The 16,397-nt window shown below is 74.9% G+C and carries 13 protein-coding genes and 2 pseudogenes; 8 read left to right on the forward strand and 7 right to left on the reverse strand.

The genetic code is table 11. The features are described 5' to 3' along the window. Positions 1-383, reverse strand: a 383-nt coding sequence (locus UW392_RS11545) for a polyprenyl synthetase family protein (protein WP_320774837.1), incomplete at its 3' end; no start/stop codon positions are given. Positions 384-571: 188 nt separating this feature from the next. Further along, positions 572-2,065, reverse strand: coding sequence for a cryptochrome/photolyase family protein (locus UW392_RS11550; RefSeq protein WP_320774838.1), 1,494 nt, complete (start codon positions 2,063-2,065; stop codon positions 572-574). A 197-nt stretch (positions 2,066-2,262) separates the two neighbouring features. Here UW392_RS11550 and UW392_RS11555 point away from each other — a divergent pair, with 197 nt between their 5' ends. Next, positions 2,263-2,664: a DUF3662 domain-containing protein gene (locus tag UW392_RS11555; RefSeq protein ID WP_320774839.1), complete on the forward strand. Its 402-nt coding sequence runs from the start codon at positions 2,263-2,265 to the stop codon at positions 2,662-2,664. 55 nt (positions 2,665-2,719) lie between these two features. Here the strand turns inward: UW392_RS11555 and UW392_RS11560 are convergent, their stop codons facing one another. Continuing rightward, a complete protein-coding gene (locus UW392_RS11560; protein WP_320774849.1) occupies positions 2,720-4,267 on the reverse strand; it encodes a phospholipid carrier-dependent glycosyltransferase in 1,548 nt (515 codons plus the stop codon). 171 nt (positions 4,268-4,438) lie between these two features. Beyond that, on the reverse strand, positions 4,439-5,104 hold the full coding sequence (locus tag UW392_RS11565; protein WP_320774840.1) for a nucleoside/nucleotide kinase family protein: 666 nt from the start codon (positions 5,102-5,104) through the stop codon (positions 4,439-4,441). Between the two features lie 84 nt (positions 5,105-5,188). On the opposite strand from UW392_RS11565, the gene UW392_RS11570 reads away from it, so the two are divergent. From UW392_RS11570 to UW392_RS11590, 5 genes and pseudogenes are all read left to right on the forward strand, one after another. Then, positions 5,189-5,935: a beta-phosphoglucomutase family hydrolase gene (locus UW392_RS11570; protein ID WP_320774841.1), complete on the forward strand. Its 747-nt coding sequence runs from the start codon at positions 5,189-5,191 to the stop codon at positions 5,933-5,935. Next, positions 5,932-8,286: a glycoside hydrolase family 65 protein gene (locus UW392_RS11575; protein WP_320774842.1), complete on the forward strand. Its 2,355-nt coding sequence runs from the start codon at positions 5,932-5,934 to the stop codon at positions 8,284-8,286. The genes UW392_RS11570 and UW392_RS11575 overlap by 4 nt, the downstream gene beginning before the upstream one ends. 149 nt (positions 8,287-8,435) lie before the next feature. Further along, positions 8,436-9,911, forward strand: a complete 1,476-nt coding sequence (locus tag UW392_RS11580; protein ID WP_320774843.1) for a hypothetical protein — start codon at positions 8,436-8,438, stop codon at positions 9,909-9,911. A gap of 70 nt (positions 9,912-9,981) precedes the next feature. Then, positions 9,982-10,553: pseudogene (gene prcB / locus UW392_RS11585) on the forward strand (proteasome subunit beta). Positions 10,554-10,689: 136 nt separating this feature from the next. Further along, positions 10,690-11,178, forward strand: coding sequence for a DUF5709 domain-containing protein (locus UW392_RS11590; protein WP_320774844.1), 489 nt, complete (start codon positions 10,690-10,692; stop codon positions 11,176-11,178). A 40-nt stretch (positions 11,179-11,218) separates the two neighbouring features. Here the strand turns inward: UW392_RS11590 and UW392_RS11595 are convergent, their stop codons facing one another. The 3 genes from UW392_RS11595 to UW392_RS11605 all read right to left on the reverse strand — a co-directional run bounded on the left by UW392_RS11595 (position 11,219) and on the right by UW392_RS11605 (position 13,925). Continuing rightward, entirely contained in the window at positions 11,219-11,440 is a 222-nt protein-coding gene (locus UW392_RS11595; protein ID WP_320774845.1) for a hypothetical protein, read from the reverse strand. Positions 11,441-11,542: 102 nt separating this feature from the next. Beyond that, entirely contained in the window at positions 11,543-12,754 is a 1,212-nt protein-coding gene (locus UW392_RS11600) for a glycoside hydrolase family 64 protein (RefSeq protein ID WP_320774846.1), read from the reverse strand. Positions 12,755-12,953: 199 nt separating this feature from the next. Further along, the gene (locus UW392_RS11605) at positions 12,954-13,925 is read right to left on the reverse strand and encodes a Gfo/Idh/MocA family oxidoreductase (protein WP_320774847.1); all 972 of its coding nucleotides are present in this window, start codon (positions 13,923-13,925) and stop codon (positions 12,954-12,956) included. A gap of 299 nt (positions 13,926-14,224) precedes the next feature. Here UW392_RS11605 and UW392_RS11610 point away from each other — a divergent pair, with 299 nt between their 5' ends. Both UW392_RS11610 and UW392_RS11615 read left to right on the forward strand, forming a co-directional pair. Beyond that, entirely contained in the window at positions 14,225-15,139 is a 915-nt protein-coding gene (locus UW392_RS11610; RefSeq protein WP_320774848.1) for an alpha/beta hydrolase, read from the forward strand. Between the two features lie 241 nt (positions 15,140-15,380). Continuing rightward, a pseudogene (locus UW392_RS11615) lies at positions 15,381-16,397 on the forward strand (LuxR family transcriptional regulator); the annotation flags it as partial.

The raw sequence follows: 16,397 nt of genomic DNA on the forward strand, positions 1-16,397 counted from the left end.
GCCAGCTCCACGTGGAGCGCCGGGGCGCCCCGCCGCCGCGCCGACCCGTCCATGACATCGTCGTGCACCAGGGCGCACGCCTGGAGCAGTTCGAGCGCCGCGCCCGTGCGCAGGACGGCGGTGGCGTCCCCCGAGCCGCCCGCCGCCCGCCAGCCGCAGCAGGCGAACGCCGTACGCAGCCGCCGGCCGCCGCGCCTGACCAGCAGGGCCAGCCGTTCGGCCACGTCCCGGGCGTGGACGGGATCGACGGTACGGGCATGACGCAGCCGCGCGTCGAGGACCCGTTCCAGGACGGCTTCGACCGCCCGGGGGGCGTCGGCGGCGGTGAGCGCCTCGTCGACGCCCCCGGGCGGTGCGGCCACCGCCTGCGGTGGTCCAGGCATACGCGACCCCTTCTTCCCTGTCGTTCTGCGTCGTTCCGCATCGTTTCGCATCGTTCCGCACCGGTCTGCTTCCGATGGCCCGTGCGACAGTCTTTCGGCGACCGGCGCCGCCGCGGATGCGCCCCGCCGGAGCGGGTGTCACGTCCACGCGGTGTCGCGTCCGCGCGGATTTCGCGTCCGCGCGGCTGTCACGGCGGCGCGTCGCCCCGGGCCCGCTCCTGCTTCCGTACGTCGTCCAGGTCCGCCAGCCGGTCCAGCTGCCGCACCGGACGGGCGACGCGCTGGTTCCCCGCCAGCCGCTCCCGGTGCCGGTCGAGGAAGGCCCAGTACCCCGCCGTGTAGGGACACGCGCGGTCCCCGGTCCGGTCGCCGGGCCGGTAGTCGCAGCCGCCGCACAGATCGCTCATGCGGTGCACATAGGCGCCGCCCGACGTGTACGGCTTGGTCGTCATCCGGCCGCCGTCGGCGTACTGGGACATGCCGACGACGTTCGGGACCATCACCCAGTCGTAGCCGTCGACGAAGCAGCGGTGGAACCAGTCGGTCACCGCGGCGGGGTCCCAGCCCCGCTGGAGCGCGTGGCTGCCGAGCACCATCAGCCGCGGGATGTGATGGGTCCACCCGGTGTCGCGCACCTGGGCCAGCACGGTGCGCAGACAGTTGGCCCGGACGGCGTCCGCGTCCAGCTCGGTCCACCACTCGGGCAGCGCGGCGGTGTGTCGCAGCTCGTTGAAGCGCCGGTACTCCTCGCCGAAGTACCAGTACAGCTGCCAGACGTACTCCCGCCAGCCCGCGATCTGCCGGACGAAGCCCTCCACGCTGTTCAGCGGCGCCCGGCCCGCGCGCCACGCCGCCTCCGCCCGCTCGACGCACTCGGCGGGGTCGAGCAGGCCGAGGTTGAGGGAGGAGGAGAGCAGGCTGTGGCTCATGACCGGATCGGCGGCGAGCATGGCGTCCTCGTACGGGCCGAACGTGGCGAGCCGGTGCTCCACGAAGCGCCGCAGGGCGCGCAGCGCCTCCGCGCGGGTCGCGGGGAACCGGCGGGGCCCGTCCCGGCCGACGAAGCGGACGTCACCCTCCCGCTCCCAGCGGTCGAGGTCGCGGCGGACCTCGTCGTCGATCTCGTCCTCGCGCGGCCGGTACGGCGCCTTCACCTCCAGCGTGGGGTCGTGCGGCGGCGGTTCCCGGTTGTCGTGGTCCAGGTTCCAGTGGTCCCCGGCGGGCGCGTCGCCGTCCATGAGCAGGCCGTGTTCGCGGCGCACCCAGTGGTAGAAGTCCTCCTGCCGCAGCCGCTTCCCGCCGTGGCCGTCCGCCCACCGCGCGAACCGGGCCGTCGGCACCAGGAAGCCCCGCGCGGCGCCCACCGTCACGCCGGGCAGGGCACGCACCAGCCGCAGCGCCGCGTACGAGGTGGGGTGGCGCACGGTGACCGGACGCCCGCCCGCGGCGCGCTCCAGCCCCTCGCGGTAGGTGTCGGCGCGGACGTAGGTGACCCGGTCGCCGAGTTCGGCCGCCCGGTGGCGCATCGCGGACAGCACCAGGTGCGCCTTGGCCCGGTGGAAGCGGCGGCGCCGGAACACGGCACGGGACTCGATCATGAGCAGGGGTGTGTCGCGGCCGGGCCCGCCCTCGTCCGGTCCGAGGAAATGAGGCCCGAGCTGGTCACCGAAGAGCCAGTGCACGGTGCACGCCTCCCGTTCTCCCACCCGCACAGATCATGACCCGCCCGGCACGCCTCCGCCCGTCGCACACGCCCCGGCCGGGCACCCGGGCGCGGCCGAAAAGCGCGTACGGCCGACGCGGCGAGGTTTGACGTCGGCCGAGCGGTGCACACGTCGAAGTCAGCAACCGTCCCCACTACTCCGGCAGGTGAGGCCGCATGGGCGCACTGAGCGCTCTCGAACAAGCACTGGAGAGCCGCTGGGGAGCGATGTGGGCACGGGTCTTCGACAAGGAGCCCGTCGAACTCCTCGACGCGCTGCGCACCGAGTGCGACAGCAACGCCGTCGTCTGCTCCGAGGGCCGTGTCCTGGTCCCCAACGCCTACGACATCGCCCTCGCCGACGAGGTCCACGACGAGCTGGACCGCCGCGGCGGTCGGGTCGGGCAGGCCATCACCGACAGCCTGGTCCGGCACGCCGAGCGCCACGGCTACGAGTGGGCGGGCCCGCTGGCGGTGCACATCGCCAAGGCCCGGGACCTGCCCAACGGCCGCTACAGCGTGACCAGCCGCGTCATGCCGCACGTGAGCGTGAAGGCGTTCCCGCACGCGGCGGGCTGACCGCGTTCGACCAGCCCGCCCGTGACCGTCGGTATCCGTCACTCGTCGGTACCCGTCACCGCCGGTACACCGTGATCGAGTGGCCCACGTCGTCCACCGGACGGCTGCCGTCGAGCAGCCGGGCCAGCCGGCCCCGCGCCTTCGCCGCCGCCGAGTCCGACACGACCAGCAGCCCCCGCACCCGGCGGACGGGCACCGCGCGCGGGTCCGCCGCCTCGATCCCGTAGAACGACGGCACCCCGCTGCCCTTGTACACCAGCCACACCCGCTCGCCCGGGTACCGCGTCCGCAGCCGCTCCGCGAGCCGGCCCAGATCCTGCCCCCAGTCCACGTTGGAGTCGTGCAGCACCAGCCGGGTGCGGGCCGGGCCGCCGAACGCCTCGTTGGAGTACGGCAGGTAGTACGGGAAGGCGCGCAGCGAACTCACCGCGACGAACGCCGCCAGCACCCCCGCCGCCGCACGCGTCCAGCGCGTCCGCACGGCCACGACGCACCCCGCCGCCACCGACAGGAACATCGGCAGGAACACCGCGTAGCGGGTGCCGAGGTTGCGCGCGCCCGGCAGCGCCGCGGCCAGCAGCACGGCGGCGGGCAGCAGCAGGTACGGTGCGGCGGGCCGCAGCCGCCGCACCGACAGCACGGCGACGCAGCCCGCCGCCCACAGGGCGAGCATCCCCAGCGGCGTCTTCACCAGCAGCGCCACCGGAAGGTAGTACCAGAGCGGCGTGGCGCGCACCCGGCCGAACAGGTACGTCTCCCAGGGCCGGTACTCCAGCGCGAACTGCGTCCGCATCCCGTCCCGGTACGCCTCCGGGAACGGCAGCAGCCCGGCCGCCGCCCCCCGCCTGCCGCGCACCTCGGGCACCGGCCGCACCGGCTCCCACCGCAGCCGCGGGTCGACCGCCAGGTACACCGCCCACACCACGGCGACCGCGACCACCGCCACCACGGCCGTCACGGCCACCGCCCGCAGCACCCGCGACCGGCGGTCCCGTGCGACAAAGCCCCGCCACGCCGACCAGCCGGCCAGCAGCAGTACCGGTGGCACCGCCGCCAGCGCCGTCATCCCGGTGGCCAGGGCCGCCCCGAGCGCCGCCCCGGCGAGCGGCAGCCACCGCCACGGACGGCACCGCCCGCGCCACACCAGCCACACCGACGTCAGCAGCAGACCGGCCGCCGGCACGTCGAGCGTCGCCAGCGAGCCGTGCGCGACGACATCGGGGGAGAAGGCGTACAGGGCCAGCGCGAGCAGCCCCGCCGCCGCGCCCGCCAGCTCCCGCGCGAAGGCGAACACCACCAGCCCGAACAGCAGCGTCAGCACGATCACCGGCAGCCGCGCCCACAGCATCAGCCGCCAGGGGTCGTTCCCCGACTCGTAGAGCAGGTGCCGGCCCAGCTGCCCCTGATCACCCCGGAACGAGGTGTCGACGCGCGGGCCGGCGAGCGCCACGCCGACGCCGATGACCAGCTTCCCGAGCGGCGGATGCTCGGGGTTGTAGCGCAGCCGGTGCGTGCGGAGCTGATCGGCGGCGGCCCCCACGTACACCGGTTCGTCGACGGTCGGCGTCTGCCGCACGGCCGTCGTCACCATCACCGCGCCCATCTGCGACAGCAGTACGGCGACCAGTACCGCCACCGCCGCGCGCCGCCCCCGCGGTCCCGTCCGCTCCCGCGTCCCCGTCCGCCCCACGCCCCCGCCCCGCCCCCGGTCCGTGTGTGCCGTACGGCGGATCCTCCACCGTGCCCAGGCATACGGACCGGAGACAGGCGGGGTTCAGTCCCGCCGGAGCCGCGGCAGCGCCGACCCCGGCACCACCAGGTCCGCCCGGCCGCGGCCCGCCGCGACCAGCCGGGCGTTGGGCTCGTCCGACCGCCGCACCCACGCCACCGCCTCCGCGTGCGGCTTGCCGAACTCCTCGTGCCGGGCGATCAGCCGCCGCACCCGCTCCTCCTCGTCGTCGGGCGCGCAGAACCACACCTCGTCCAGCAGGGCCCGGACCCGCGGCCAGGCGCCGCCGTCCAGCAGCAGGTAGTTGCCCTCCGTCACCACGAGCCGGGCCGTCGGATCCACCGGCACCGCCCCGGCGAGCGGCTGCTCCAGCACCCGTTCGAACCCCGGCGCGTACACCACCTCGTCCGGCGTGTCCGCCCGCAGCCGCCGCAGCAGCGCCGCGTACCCGGCCGCGTCGAACGTGTCCGGCGCGCCCTTGCGGTCCCGGCGGCCCAGCCGGACCAGTTCGGCGTCGGCGAGGTGGAAGCCGTCCATCGGGACGTGCGCGGCCCACGGCACGACCGCGTCCGCGTTCAGCTCCCGCACCAGGTGCTCGGCGAGGGTCGTCTTGCCCGCGCCGGGACTGCCCGCGATGCCGAGGAGCGCGCGCCCGCCCTCCCGGCGCAGGGAACGGGCGCGGGCCAGGAGGTCGTCGAAAGTCAGCGGCACCGTCCGAGTGTGTCACCGCCCCCGCGGAACCCCTGTGGCAGGGACCACCCGATGGGAGGTGCGGGAACGGGGAACTGTGACGTCATGAACACGCAGCTCGGTATCCCCGCGGACATCCAGGCCTGTCTCTTCGACCTCGACGGAGTCGTCACCAGGACGGCGGTGGTGCACGCCGCGGCCTGGAAGGAGACCTTCGACTCGTTCCTGCGCGAACGGGACGGGGCGGACTTCCGGCCCTTCACCGACGCGGACTACGACGAGTACGTCGACGGCCGGCCCCGCGCGGACGGGGTGCGCACCTTCCTCGCCTCCCGCTCCATCGAGCTGCCCGAGGGCGATCCGGACGACCCGCCGGACGCGGGGACCGTCAACGGCGTCGGCAACCGCAAGAACGAGCTGCTGCTGGAGAAGATCCGCACCGACGGCGTCGAGGCGTACGACGGCACCCTGCGCTACATCGAGGCCGTACGCGCCGCGGGACTGCGCACCGCCATCGTCTCCTCCAGCGCCAACACCGTGGACGTCCTGCGCTCCATCGACGCCGAACGCCTCTTCGACACCCGGGTCGACGGCGTCGTCGCCAGGGAACGTGACCTGCCGGGCAAACCCCGCCCCGACACCTTCCTCGCCGCCGCCCGCGACCTCGGCGTCGAACCGTCCCGCGCCGCCGTCTTCGAGGACGCCCTGGCCGGCATGGACGCCGGCCGCTCCGGTCACTTCGGGTACGTCGTCGGCGTCGACCGCGTCGGCCAGCGGACCGCGCTGTACGCCCACGGCGCCGACCGCGTCGTGGACGACCTCGCCGAGCTGACGGAGGGGGCCGACAAGTGATCACCAACCGCACGTACGCCGTCGAGCCCTGGTCCGTCCGCGAGACCGAGCTGAACCTCGACCTCCTCGCGCAGAGCGAGTCCGTCTTCGCGCTCTCCAACGGACACGTCGGCTGGCGCGGCAACCTCGACGAGGGCGAACCGCACGGACTGCCCGGCACCTACCTCAACGGCGTCCACGAACTCCACCCGCTGCCCTACGCCGAGGCCGGCTACGGCTACCCCGAGTCCGGCCAGACCGTCATCGACGTCACCAACGGCAAACTGCTGCGGCTGCTCGTCGACGACGAACCCTTCGACCTGCGCTACGGGCGCCTCGTCCACCACGAACGCAACCTGGACCTGCGCCGCGGCGTCCTCGAACGGGTCTGCGAGTGGATCTCCCCGGCGGGTTCGACCGTCCGGGTGCGCTCCACCCGGCTGGTCTCCCTGACCCAGCGGGCCATCGCCGCCGTCGACTACGAGGTCGAGGCCGTCGACGGCCGCACCCGCGTCGTCATCCAGTCCGAACTGGTCGCCAACGAGAGCCTGCCCGACCCCAACGGCGACCCGCGCGCCGCCAAAGCCCTCAAGTCCCCGCTGGAACCCGAGGAGCACCAGGCTCTCGGCGCCCGGCTGCGTCTGGTCCACCGCACCCGCCGCAGCGGCCTCAGGGTCGCCGTCGCCGCCGACCACGAGGTGGACGGCCCCGAGTCCACCGCCACCAGCAGCGAGTCCAACGTGGACGTGGCCCGGCTGACCGTCACCTCCGTCCTGGAGGCCGGGCAGCGCCTCAGGGTGCGCAAGACCGTCGCCCACGGCTGGTCCGGCGCCCGCTCCCTGCCCGCCATGGGCGACCAGGTGGAGGCCGCGCTGGCCGCCGCGGGGCACGGCGGCTGGGACGGCCTCGTCGCCGAGCAGAAGGCCTACCTCGACGACTTCTGGGCGCGTGCCGACGTCGAGGTGCACGGCGACGAGGAGATCCAGCAGGCCGTCCGCTTCGGCCTGTTCCACGTCCTCCAGGCGGGCGCCCGCGCCGAGCAGCGGGCCATCCCCTCCAAGGGACTGACCGGCTCCGGATACGACGGACACGCCTTCTGGGACACCGAGATGTTCGTCCTCCCGGTGCTGACCTACACCGAACCCAAGGCCGTCGCCGAGGCACTGCGCTGGCGCCAGGACACCCTGCCCGCCGCCCGGGACCGCGCCGCCCAGCTCGGGCTGCGCGGCGCGGCCTTCCCCTGGCGGACCATCGACGGCTCGGAGGGGTCGGCGTACTGGCCGGCCGGCACCGCCGCCTTCCACGTGGGCGCCGACATCGCGCACGCCGCCGTCCGGTACGCGGCGGCCACCGGCGACACCCGCTTCGAACGCGACACCGGCCTGGAACTGCTGGTGGAGACGGCCCGCCTGTGGCGCTCGCTCGGCCACCACGACCCGCACGGTGTCTTCCACATCGACGGCGTCACCGGCCCCGACGAGTACAGCGCCGTCGCGGACGACAACCTGTACACCAACCTCATGGCCCGCTCGAACCTGCTGGCCGCCGCCGACGTCTGCGAGCGCTACCCGGAGGAGGCGGCCGGGCTCGGCGTCGACGAGGAGGAGAGCGCCACCTGGCGGGACGCCGCCGACTCCGTGCACATCCCGTACAACGAGGAACTCGGCGTCCACGAGCAGCACGCCGGGTTCACCCGCCACCAGCGCTGGGACTTCGCCCGCACCGGCGCCGACCAGTACCCCCTGATGCTGCACTTCCCCTACTTCGACCTCTACCGCAAGCAGGTGATCAAACAGGCCGACCTGGTCCTCGCGATGTACACCTGCGGCACCTGGTTCGACGCCCACTGCGACGAGGAGCAGATCGCCCGCAACTTCGCCTACTACGAGCCGCTCACCGTCCGCGACTCCTCGCTCTCCGCGTGCTGCCAGGCCGTCGTCGCCGCCCAGACGGGCCACCTCCGCCTGGCCTACGACTACGCCTCGGAGGCCGCCCTGATGGACCTCGCGGACCTGGAGCACAACACCCGCGACGGACTGCACATCGCCTCCCTGGCCGGCACCTGGATGGCGCTGGTCGCCGGGTTCGGCGGCACCCGCCGCGACGGCGACACGCTGCGGTTCGCGCCGCGCCTGCCGGAGAAGTTGAGCGGTCTCGCCTTCCGGCTCCAGTTCCGCGGCCGGTGCCTGCGCGTGGAGATCAGCGGCGGCAAGGCGACGTACACCCTGCTCTCCGGGCCTCCCCTGGAGATCGGCCACCACGGCACCCGGTTCACCCTCGACGGGGACGGACCCGTCGGCCGCGTCATCCCCGACCTGCCCCCGCGCCCGGAGCCCGAGCAGCCCCCGCACCGCCGTCCGCACGCCCACTGACCCCGCCCCGGCGACTGGCCGTATTCCGCCCTGCGGGCCCCGGACACCCGGGTTAGCTTGACCGTGTTCTCCCGGAATCCTCCCGGAGTTCCCGCAACAGACCGCAGCGGACCGCTACGGACCGCCACGGACCACGGCTCGGGGTACGCATGGCCGACAGCACGAACGCCGTCCTCGACGGCGTGCCGCCACGCGCGCCGGCGACGGTGGACCGCACCGCCCGGCGCGCGCCCGGCACCGCCCTGCTCGCGGCGGTCGCCGGCGCCTTCACCGTCGCCCAGCTCCTCCTCGTCCGGCCCGGCCTGGGCCTGGGCTGGGACGAGATCGTCTACGTCAGCCAGGTCACCGGCCACACCCCGGCCGCGTTCTTCAGCGCCCCGCGCTCCCGCGGCCCGTCGCTGCTGGCCGCGCCGGTCGCCTCCTGGTCGTCGTCCACGGAACTCCTGCGCGTCTGGTTCGCCCTCCTCTCCGGCCTCGGCCTCTGGCTGGCCCTGCGCGCCTGGCGCGGCCTCTTCCCGGCCGGTGTCCTCGCCACCGGCGGCGCCCTCTTCGCCACCCTGTGGATCACCCTCTTCTACGGCCCGCAGGCCATGCCCAACTACTGGGTCGCCGTCGGCGCCCTGGCCTGCGTCGGCTGCTTCCTGCGGGTCCGCGCCGACCCCGCCGCCCGCGGCGCCCTGTGGGGCGTGGCGGGCGGCGCCGCGCTGATGGCGTGGATGCGGCCGACGGACGCCGTCTACATCGGCGTACCGCTGCTGGCCGTCGCCCTGTGGCGGCGCCACGGACGGCTCCTCCTCGCCCTCGCGGGCGGCCTCGCGACCGGCGGCGTGGAGTGGGCCGTCGAGGCGTACCTCTGGTACGGCGGCCTGGGCGAGCGGCTGCACGAGGCGTCCCGCGTCCAGGGCGGCCTCGGCTGGCAGATCGCCGTCGACGACCAGCTCCGCAGCCTGGGCGGCCGTGCCCTGTGCCGCCCCTGCACCGGCTCGATGCCGCCCACCGCGGTGACCCTGTGGTGGTTCGCGCTGCCGCTGCTGGCCGTCCTCGCCCTGGCCGTCGCCGTGCGCGCGGGCCGCGCCGCCCGCACCCTGCTGCCGCTGGCCTGCGCCGCGACCGCTGCCTTCCCCTACCTGTTCCTGATCGGCTACGCGGCACCGCGCTTCCTCCAGCCCGCCTACGCGCTGCTCGCGATCCCGGTCGCCGACGGCCTGCGCGGCCTGGTCGTCACCACCGCCGGCCGGTGGCGCCCGGCGGTGACCGTCCTGGCCGGGCTCGCGCTCGCCGGACACCTGGCGGCGCAGTACACCGTCCTGGAACGCACCGTCGACCGCACCACCGCGAGCCGCGAGGACTGGGCCCGCACCGCCGACGCCCTGCACGCGCTCGGCGTCCGCCCGCCCTGCCTGCTCACCGGCCACGAGGCCATCCCGATCGCCTACTACACCGGCTGCTCCTCGGGCAACACCGCCGGCCACAACGAGAACACCACCCCGGCCGCCGTCGAGCGCACCGCCCGCCGCGTCCCGGTCGCCGCCCTCACCACCCCGCACGGCAGCCCGCCCCGGTACGCCCGTGACTGGACCCCGCACCGCATCGGTGACCTGCGGGTCCTGGTGGCCCCTCGCTGACGGCCGCCCGCACACGTTTACGGCCCGGCGGCGCCAGGTAGGACCGGGGACCTCGTCCTTCGCCGAGTTCCTGGCGGCTCACCGCCCCGGACTGCTGAGCACCCGCCGGGTCCTGCCCGACGGCGACGGCGTGCTGATCGCCGGCGACCGCAGGGCCACCATGGGCAACCTACCCTGCGGGCCAAGGCGACGCGGCTCGCGACCATGATCCGGCAGAACACGGGCCAGGCCGTGCAGGGCCTCGCCGTCGTCCCCCTGCTCGCCGGTTACGACCTCACCGCACCCGGCGGCGGCCGCGGCCGCGTCTTCTCCTACGACCTGGCGGGCGGCCTCTACGAGAAGGACGGCTTCCACGCGGAGGGATCGGGCTCCCCCTACGCACGCGGCGCCCTGAAGAAGCTGTTCCGGCCGGGCCTGTCCCGGCGCGAGGCGGCCCTGGCCGCGCTGCACGCCCTGTGGGACGCCGCGGACGAGGACTCCGCGACCGGCGGCCCGGACCTCGCACGGCGGATCTTCCCCGTGGTCTCGGTCATCACGGAGGACGGCTTCGAGCGGCTCCCCGGGGCCGAGACGGAAGAACTGACCCGCGCGACGGTCGAGCAGCGCCGGACCCGCCCGGACGGACCGGCCGCGCCGTACTGACCTCCAAGGCTCTCGCGCCGACCCCGGAGGCGCTCGCGCGCCGATCGGGTGGCCGGCGAGGTTAAAGATCGCCTGACGGGAAACGCGAATGCAGACCGAGACGCCCGAGGCGACGCAGTGCGAGAGGGAGGCAGCGATGGGCACTGACCCGATGGCCGACGACGCCTACCAGCCCACCGGAGACAACGAGGAGCAGGAGGACGCCGCGCCGCTGGACCTGCAGGACGCCCTCGGCGAGCGGACCTACGACGACACCCTCGACGAGGGCTACTCCCCGCCGGAGAAGCCCCTCGGGGTCACCAAGTACGGGACGACCGCCGCCGAGCAGCACGACGGCGAGACGCTGGACCAGCGGCTGGAGCAGGAGGTTCCCGACGTGGAGCCGCCCGTCGGCGACGGGGTGGGCGACACCCCCGGCGGCGAGGGCGAGCCCGTCGACCCGGAGGCGGGCACGGCCCGCGCCGGCCGCCTCGTCGCCCCGGACGAGGGGCTGGGCCCCGACCGGACCAAGGAGACGGTGGCCGAGGACGTCGGCATCGACGGCGGGGCGGCCGGCGCGGAGGAGGCCGCCGTACACGTCATCGAGGACGAGACGGAACTGCCGGGGCCGGACGGACGGCCCTGACCGCCACGCCCGGCCCGCTGCCCTGATCCCCCCGGGGGGATCAGGGCAGCAGCTTGTCCAGGGCCGCCGGGCCCTCCTCGGCCAGCTTGCGCCGGGCCCAGTCGAGGTTCTCCTCGGTGAGGTCCCGTCCGGCCGCGAGGACCAGGTCCTCGGGGGACACCTCGGTTCCGTTGCGGGTGTGCAGCAGGCCGTCCGGGGTGGCACGGTCGTCGGCCGGGCCGGTCCCGGACGGCCGGGAGGCGTCGGGCTGTGGTGTCGACATGATCGATACGCTCCTCGGGGTCCGGATCGCTGGTTCGGTCCCGGCACACCGGTCCCGAACATCCCGGTATCACCGTAACGTCCCCGGGGAGCGGGGGCGTCCCTAGAAGGCCGAGAGCGTGAGCCGGATGCCGGTGGGCGCGTTGTCCTGGATGTAGGAGGCGAAGTCGGCCACGTCGTCGAAGGCGAAGCCGTACGCCTTGCCGTCCTCGGTGGCCGCGTGCACCGCCTTGGAGTAGTGGTTGGTCAGCTCGGTGCCGTAGAAGGCGGCCGGGTCGGTGGTCGGCTGGGCGGCCGAGGACAGCAGCGTGGAGCGGTTGAAACCGGCGCCGAGGATCGCCGCGACGGGGCCGGTGGTGCCGTCGTTCGGCGCGGCGAGGTTGCCGTCGCAGAACAGCACGTCCCGGGTGGAGGGCTTGGCGAAGGACACCTCGGCGGGCCCGGTGAAGGTGAACCGCTCCCCGCGCACCCGGCCGGTGAAGGTGCCCGCGTTGGTGGTGACGGTGAGGTCCTTGCCGGTGTAGGCGCTCCACACCTCGTCGATGTACGGGGCGAAGTAGTCCGCGGGGAAGAGGCCGGCGTCCAGGCCGTGGCCGGGGGCGATCACCCGGGTGTCGTCCACGACCAGCGACGCGAACTCCTCCACCTGCCGGACCGCCTCGAACACCGAGGCCCGGCCGCCGGCCCGCACGGTCCCCGTCGTCTGCTCCTTCGCGCCGGTCAGCCTGATGGCCATCGGCACGCTGAACATGTCCACCATGGTGGTGTTGCAGTACATGCCGGTGGAGTTGTACGTGAACTCCGCGCAGTCGTGCAGCACGCCGTAGTTCGGGTCGGAGGAGACCCAGCCGGCCGGGTACTGCAGCGCCGCGTTCCCGGCGCCGTCGGTGACCGCCTTGAACTTCAGCTTCTCGCCGAGCGCGACGTAGATCCGGCCGGACATGTACGGCAGCGACAGCTGGGTCTCGCCGCTGCCGGAGAGGCTGATGGCGTAGTCGGTGTAGCCGTCGGCGCCGTTGTCGGAGAGGGCGACCGGCTGCACGGTCCCGTCCGCGGCGAGCCGCACCTGCTTGCCGTCGACGTTGCCCACGACGTAGAGGTGGACGTCGCCGTTGCCGAAGGAGCCGGTCTCGTTGGCGACGGTCAGCGGCAGGGTCCCGGCCGCCGCCTTGACGGCACCGTCGGTGCCGTCCGCGCTGTTGTCGGCGAGGGCGTGGGGGGCTATGGCGGCGACGGCGGGCGCGGCCACCACCGCTCCGCCGAGGGCGACGAGCAGCTTGCGGCGACCGAGGTGACGCTGGTGACGAGCGGTCATGTGGGGGGCCTCCAGAAGGACGTGCGGTTCTTGCCGACCACCCGAGAGACGTGTGAGAGCGCTCTCAGGCGGGGCCGATGCTAGGCGGTGGAGCGCACGGGGCCAATGCCGCTGCCGTGTTCCAAATCGGTTGATCGTGTGAGGAGTTGGGGAAAGCGGAAGCCGTCGAGGGACGGCTTAATGGGCGTTTAAGGGCTGCTTAACCCGCCCGGTGGGCCGTCGGACCGGCGGCCGGGTCCGCCGACCGGACCGCGGCGGGCGTGCCCCGGCCCGGGGTGCCGTCCTCCCCGCGGTCGCCGTCCAGCCGTGCCTGCACCGCGGCGAGGATCTCCGTCACCCGCAGCCCGAACCCGGCGTCGCACGGGTGCGGCCGGCCCGAGCGGACGGCGGTGAGCAGCGCGTCGGCCGCCCGTACCAGGGCCGGTACGGGACCCTCCGCCCCCTCCGGGAGCAGCGTCACCCCGGCCTCGCCCCGCAGCTCCACCGCGACACCGGCGGCGGCGGGCGGCGCCGTCAGACTGAGCGTCAGCACGCTCGACGCGCCCCCGGCGTGGTCCAGCACGGCGTGCACGGTGTCACCGGGACCGTGCGTGGCCGCCGCCACCCGCCGTACGTCGCCGAGCACCGGCAGCAGCACGGACAGGGCGTGCGGGCCGACGTCCCACAGGGCGCCCTTCTCGCGCCGCCAGGGGGAGGCGGCGTAGGGACTGTCGCCGCTGAACACCGACCCGAGCCACTGGGCCCGCGCGGTGAACCAGTCCCCGCGCTCGGCCTGTTCGCCGATCCACGCCTCCGTTCCGGGGTGGAACCGGGCCGTGAAGAAGACGACGGAGGCGACCCCGGACTCCCGTACCGCCGCCGTCACCGCACGCCCCTCCTCCGGGGTGACCGCGAGCGGCTTGTCCAGCAGCAGGTGGCGCCCGGCGCGGGCCGCGCGCACCGCCAGAGGGGCCTGGACCGCCGGGGGCAGCGCCACGGCGACGGCGTCCACGTCGGCCAGCAGGGCGTCGACGTCGGCGTAGGCCCGGGTGCCGTGCCGTCCGGCCAGCTCCGCGGCGGCGTCCGGGCGGCGTCCCCACACCCCGGCGAAGTCGAGCTCCGGGTGCCGGCTCAGGGCGGGAGCGTGGGCCCTGTCCGCCCAGGGACCGGTGCCGAGCAGTCCGATACGCATGCCGCCGCCTCTCCGAGAACGCCACTGTCCGGCCGGGGCCGGCCGAGGGTGAGCGTGCCACAGGGGGCGGGGCCGCGCACGTCCTCGGCGCCACCGCCGGTCCCCTCCCCGTTCCCGGGACCGTCCGCGCGACACCGGTGAAATTGCCGATCCCCGCGGGCCCGCGGCGCGCCGACAGTGGCAGGCCAGTCCATCGGCGACATCCGGCCGGTGGCCCCGGACGCCCCACACGTCCCGGGGCCGAGCCGTTCCTCCGGCCGGGCCCGTCGCCACGACCACGACAGAGAGGACGACTCGTCGTGCACTCGAACCCCCACGCCGGTCACCGGGCGCCCCGCGGACTCCGCCGGCGGCTCGCCGGCGGCGCGGCTGCGGTCACCGCCGTCGTCGGCCTGACCACGCTCACCGGTCCCGGCGCGCAGGCCGCCGACAACCCCTACGAGCGCGGCCCGGCCCCCACCCAGTCCAGCATCGAGGCGCTGCGCGGCTCGTACGCCGTGTCGGAGACGTCCGTCTCCTCGCTCGGCGTCACCGGCTTCGGCGGCGGCACGATCTACTACCCGACCAGCACCGCCGACGGCACGTTCGGCGCCGTCGCGATCGCGCCCGGCTTCACGGCGTACCAGTCCTCGATGGCCTGGCTCGGCCCGCGCCTCGCCTCCCAGGGCTTCGTGGTCTTCACCATCGACACCAACACCACCCTCGACCAGCCCGCCTCCCGGGGCGAACAGCTCCTCGCCGCCCTGGACTACCTGACCCAGCGCAGCACCGTACGGACCCGGATCGACAGCGGCAGGCTCGGCGTCATGGGCCACTCCATGGGCGGCGGCGGAACGCTGGAGGCGGCCAAGGACCGGCCGTCGCTCCAGGCCGCGATACCGCTCACCCCCTGGAACACCGACAAGACCTGGCCCGAGGTGACCACGCCGACGCTGGTCGTGGGCGCCGACGGCGACACCGTCGCGCCGGTCGCCACGCACGCCGAGCCGTTCTACTCCAGCCTGCCGTCCTCGACCGACCGCGCCTACCTGGAGCTGAACTCGGCGACCCACTTCTCGCCCAACTCGTCCAACACGACGATCGCGAAGTACAGCGTTTCCTGGCTCAAGCGGTTCATCGACAACGACACCCGCTACGAGCAGTTCCTGTGCCCGCTGCCGTCGGCGAGCCTGACCATCGAGGAGTACCGGGGCAACTGCCCGCACACCTCCTGACGCCACACGGCACGGCATCGGCGGCGGTCGCCCACCCGGCGGCCGCCGCCGGTGCCGTGCCGTGCCCGTGCCGTGCCGGTGTTGTGCCCGTGCACGGGCGCGGGCCCCGTCCGCTGGGCAGCGGCACACGTCGGGTCATGTCCATGCCGGTCGGAGGCGCAGGTGGGGCGGGACGACGCCCCGTCCGACACCGCGGACCTTTCCCTTCCGCCTCTGGTTACGCGCGCGTAACCTCCCGGGAATGACCGGAGACACGATCGTACGTCCGGCGGTGCCACTGCACGGGCGGAGCACACAACGACGGGCGGTCGACGCCCTCCTGACCCGGCTGCGCACCCACAGCGCCGGACTCGTCGTGACCGGGGAACCCGGACTCGGCCGCACCGCGCTGCTGCGGTGGGCGGCCCGCGCCTTCACCGCGGGGCCCGTCCTGCACCTGCGGGCGGGCCCGGCCGACCTCGTGGAGCCACGGGCGCTGCTGGACGCCTTCCGGGGCGCCGCGCGCGACGAGGCGCTGCTGGTCTGCGTGGACGACGCCCACCTGTGGAGCGCCTCCGGGCGCGCGGCGCTCGGCGCCGCGGCCGGGCGGCTGTCCGCCGCGGACCGGGTGGGCCTGCTGCTGTCCGTCGCCGGACACCGCCCCGTCGACGCGGAGTTCGCCGCCCTGCCGGCCGTCCACCTGGACCCGCTGACGCCGTCCCAGGCCGACGCGCTCCTCGACGACGTGACCGACGGCGCCGTGGACCCGGCCGTACGCGCCGAACTGCTGGCCGAGGCCGAGGGCAACCCGGCGCTGCTGCTCGCACTGGTCGGCCGGCTGTCCGCCGCCGAACTGAGCGGGCACCGGCCGCCGTCCGGGCCGCTCGCCGACGCCGCGGTCCTCGCCTCGGTGGCGGGCCCGGCGCTCACCGGCCTCTCCGGCGCCACCCGGGACCTGCTGCTGACGGTGGCGGCCGCCCTGCGGGCGTCGGAGACGCCGGAAGCCGACGCCCGCCTGGTCCGGGACGCCGTACGGCGGTGGCGGCCCGAGGAGCCGGAAGGGGACGCGCCCGATCCGCCCGGCCGGCCCCGGCCGGCGTCCGCCGGGGGGCAGGCGGCAACGGAACGGGAACTGCCCGGCGAACTGCGGTCCGCGTCCGCCGGGGGCGGGCTGAGCTTCCGCAGCCCGCTGCTCCGGCGCGCGGTGCTGGCCACCGCGGACCCCGGGCGGCGCGGGGCCGCGCACCGGGCGCTCGCCGACGCCGCGGTCCTCGCCTCG

Source organism: Streptomyces sp. CRN 30, from assembly GCF_034105845.1.

What these genes read in the sequence shown, in the direction of transcription:
- UW392_RS11605 (WP_320774847.1), bottom strand. Translation starts at nt 13,925, where the DNA reads ATGCGTATCGGACTGCTCGGCACCGGTCCCTGGGCGGACAGGGCCCAC.
- UW392_RS11570 (WP_320774841.1), top strand. Translation starts at nt 5,189, where the DNA reads ATGAACACGCAGCTCGGTATCCCCGCGGACATCCAGGCCTGTCTCTTC.
- UW392_RS11560 (WP_320774849.1), bottom strand. Translation starts at nt 4,267, where the DNA reads ATGGGCGCGGTGATGGTGACGACGGCCGTGCGGCAGACGCCGACCGTC.
- UW392_RS11590 (WP_320774844.1), top strand. Translation starts at nt 10,690, where the DNA reads ATGGGCACTGACCCGATGGCCGACGACGCCTACCAGCCCACCGGAGAC.
- UW392_RS11580 (WP_320774843.1), top strand. Translation starts at nt 8,436, where the DNA reads ATGGCCGACAGCACGAACGCCGTCCTCGACGGCGTGCCGCCACGCGCG.
- UW392_RS11595 (WP_320774845.1), bottom strand. Translation starts at nt 11,440, where the DNA reads ATGTCGACACCACAGCCCGACGCCTCCCGGCCGTCCGGGACCGGCCCG.
- UW392_RS11600 (WP_320774846.1), bottom strand. Translation starts at nt 12,754, where the DNA reads ATGACCGCTCGTCACCAGCGTCACCTCGGTCGCCGCAAGCTGCTCGTC.
- UW392_RS11555 (WP_320774839.1), top strand. Translation starts at nt 2,263, where the DNA reads ATGGGCGCACTGAGCGCTCTCGAACAAGCACTGGAGAGCCGCTGGGGA.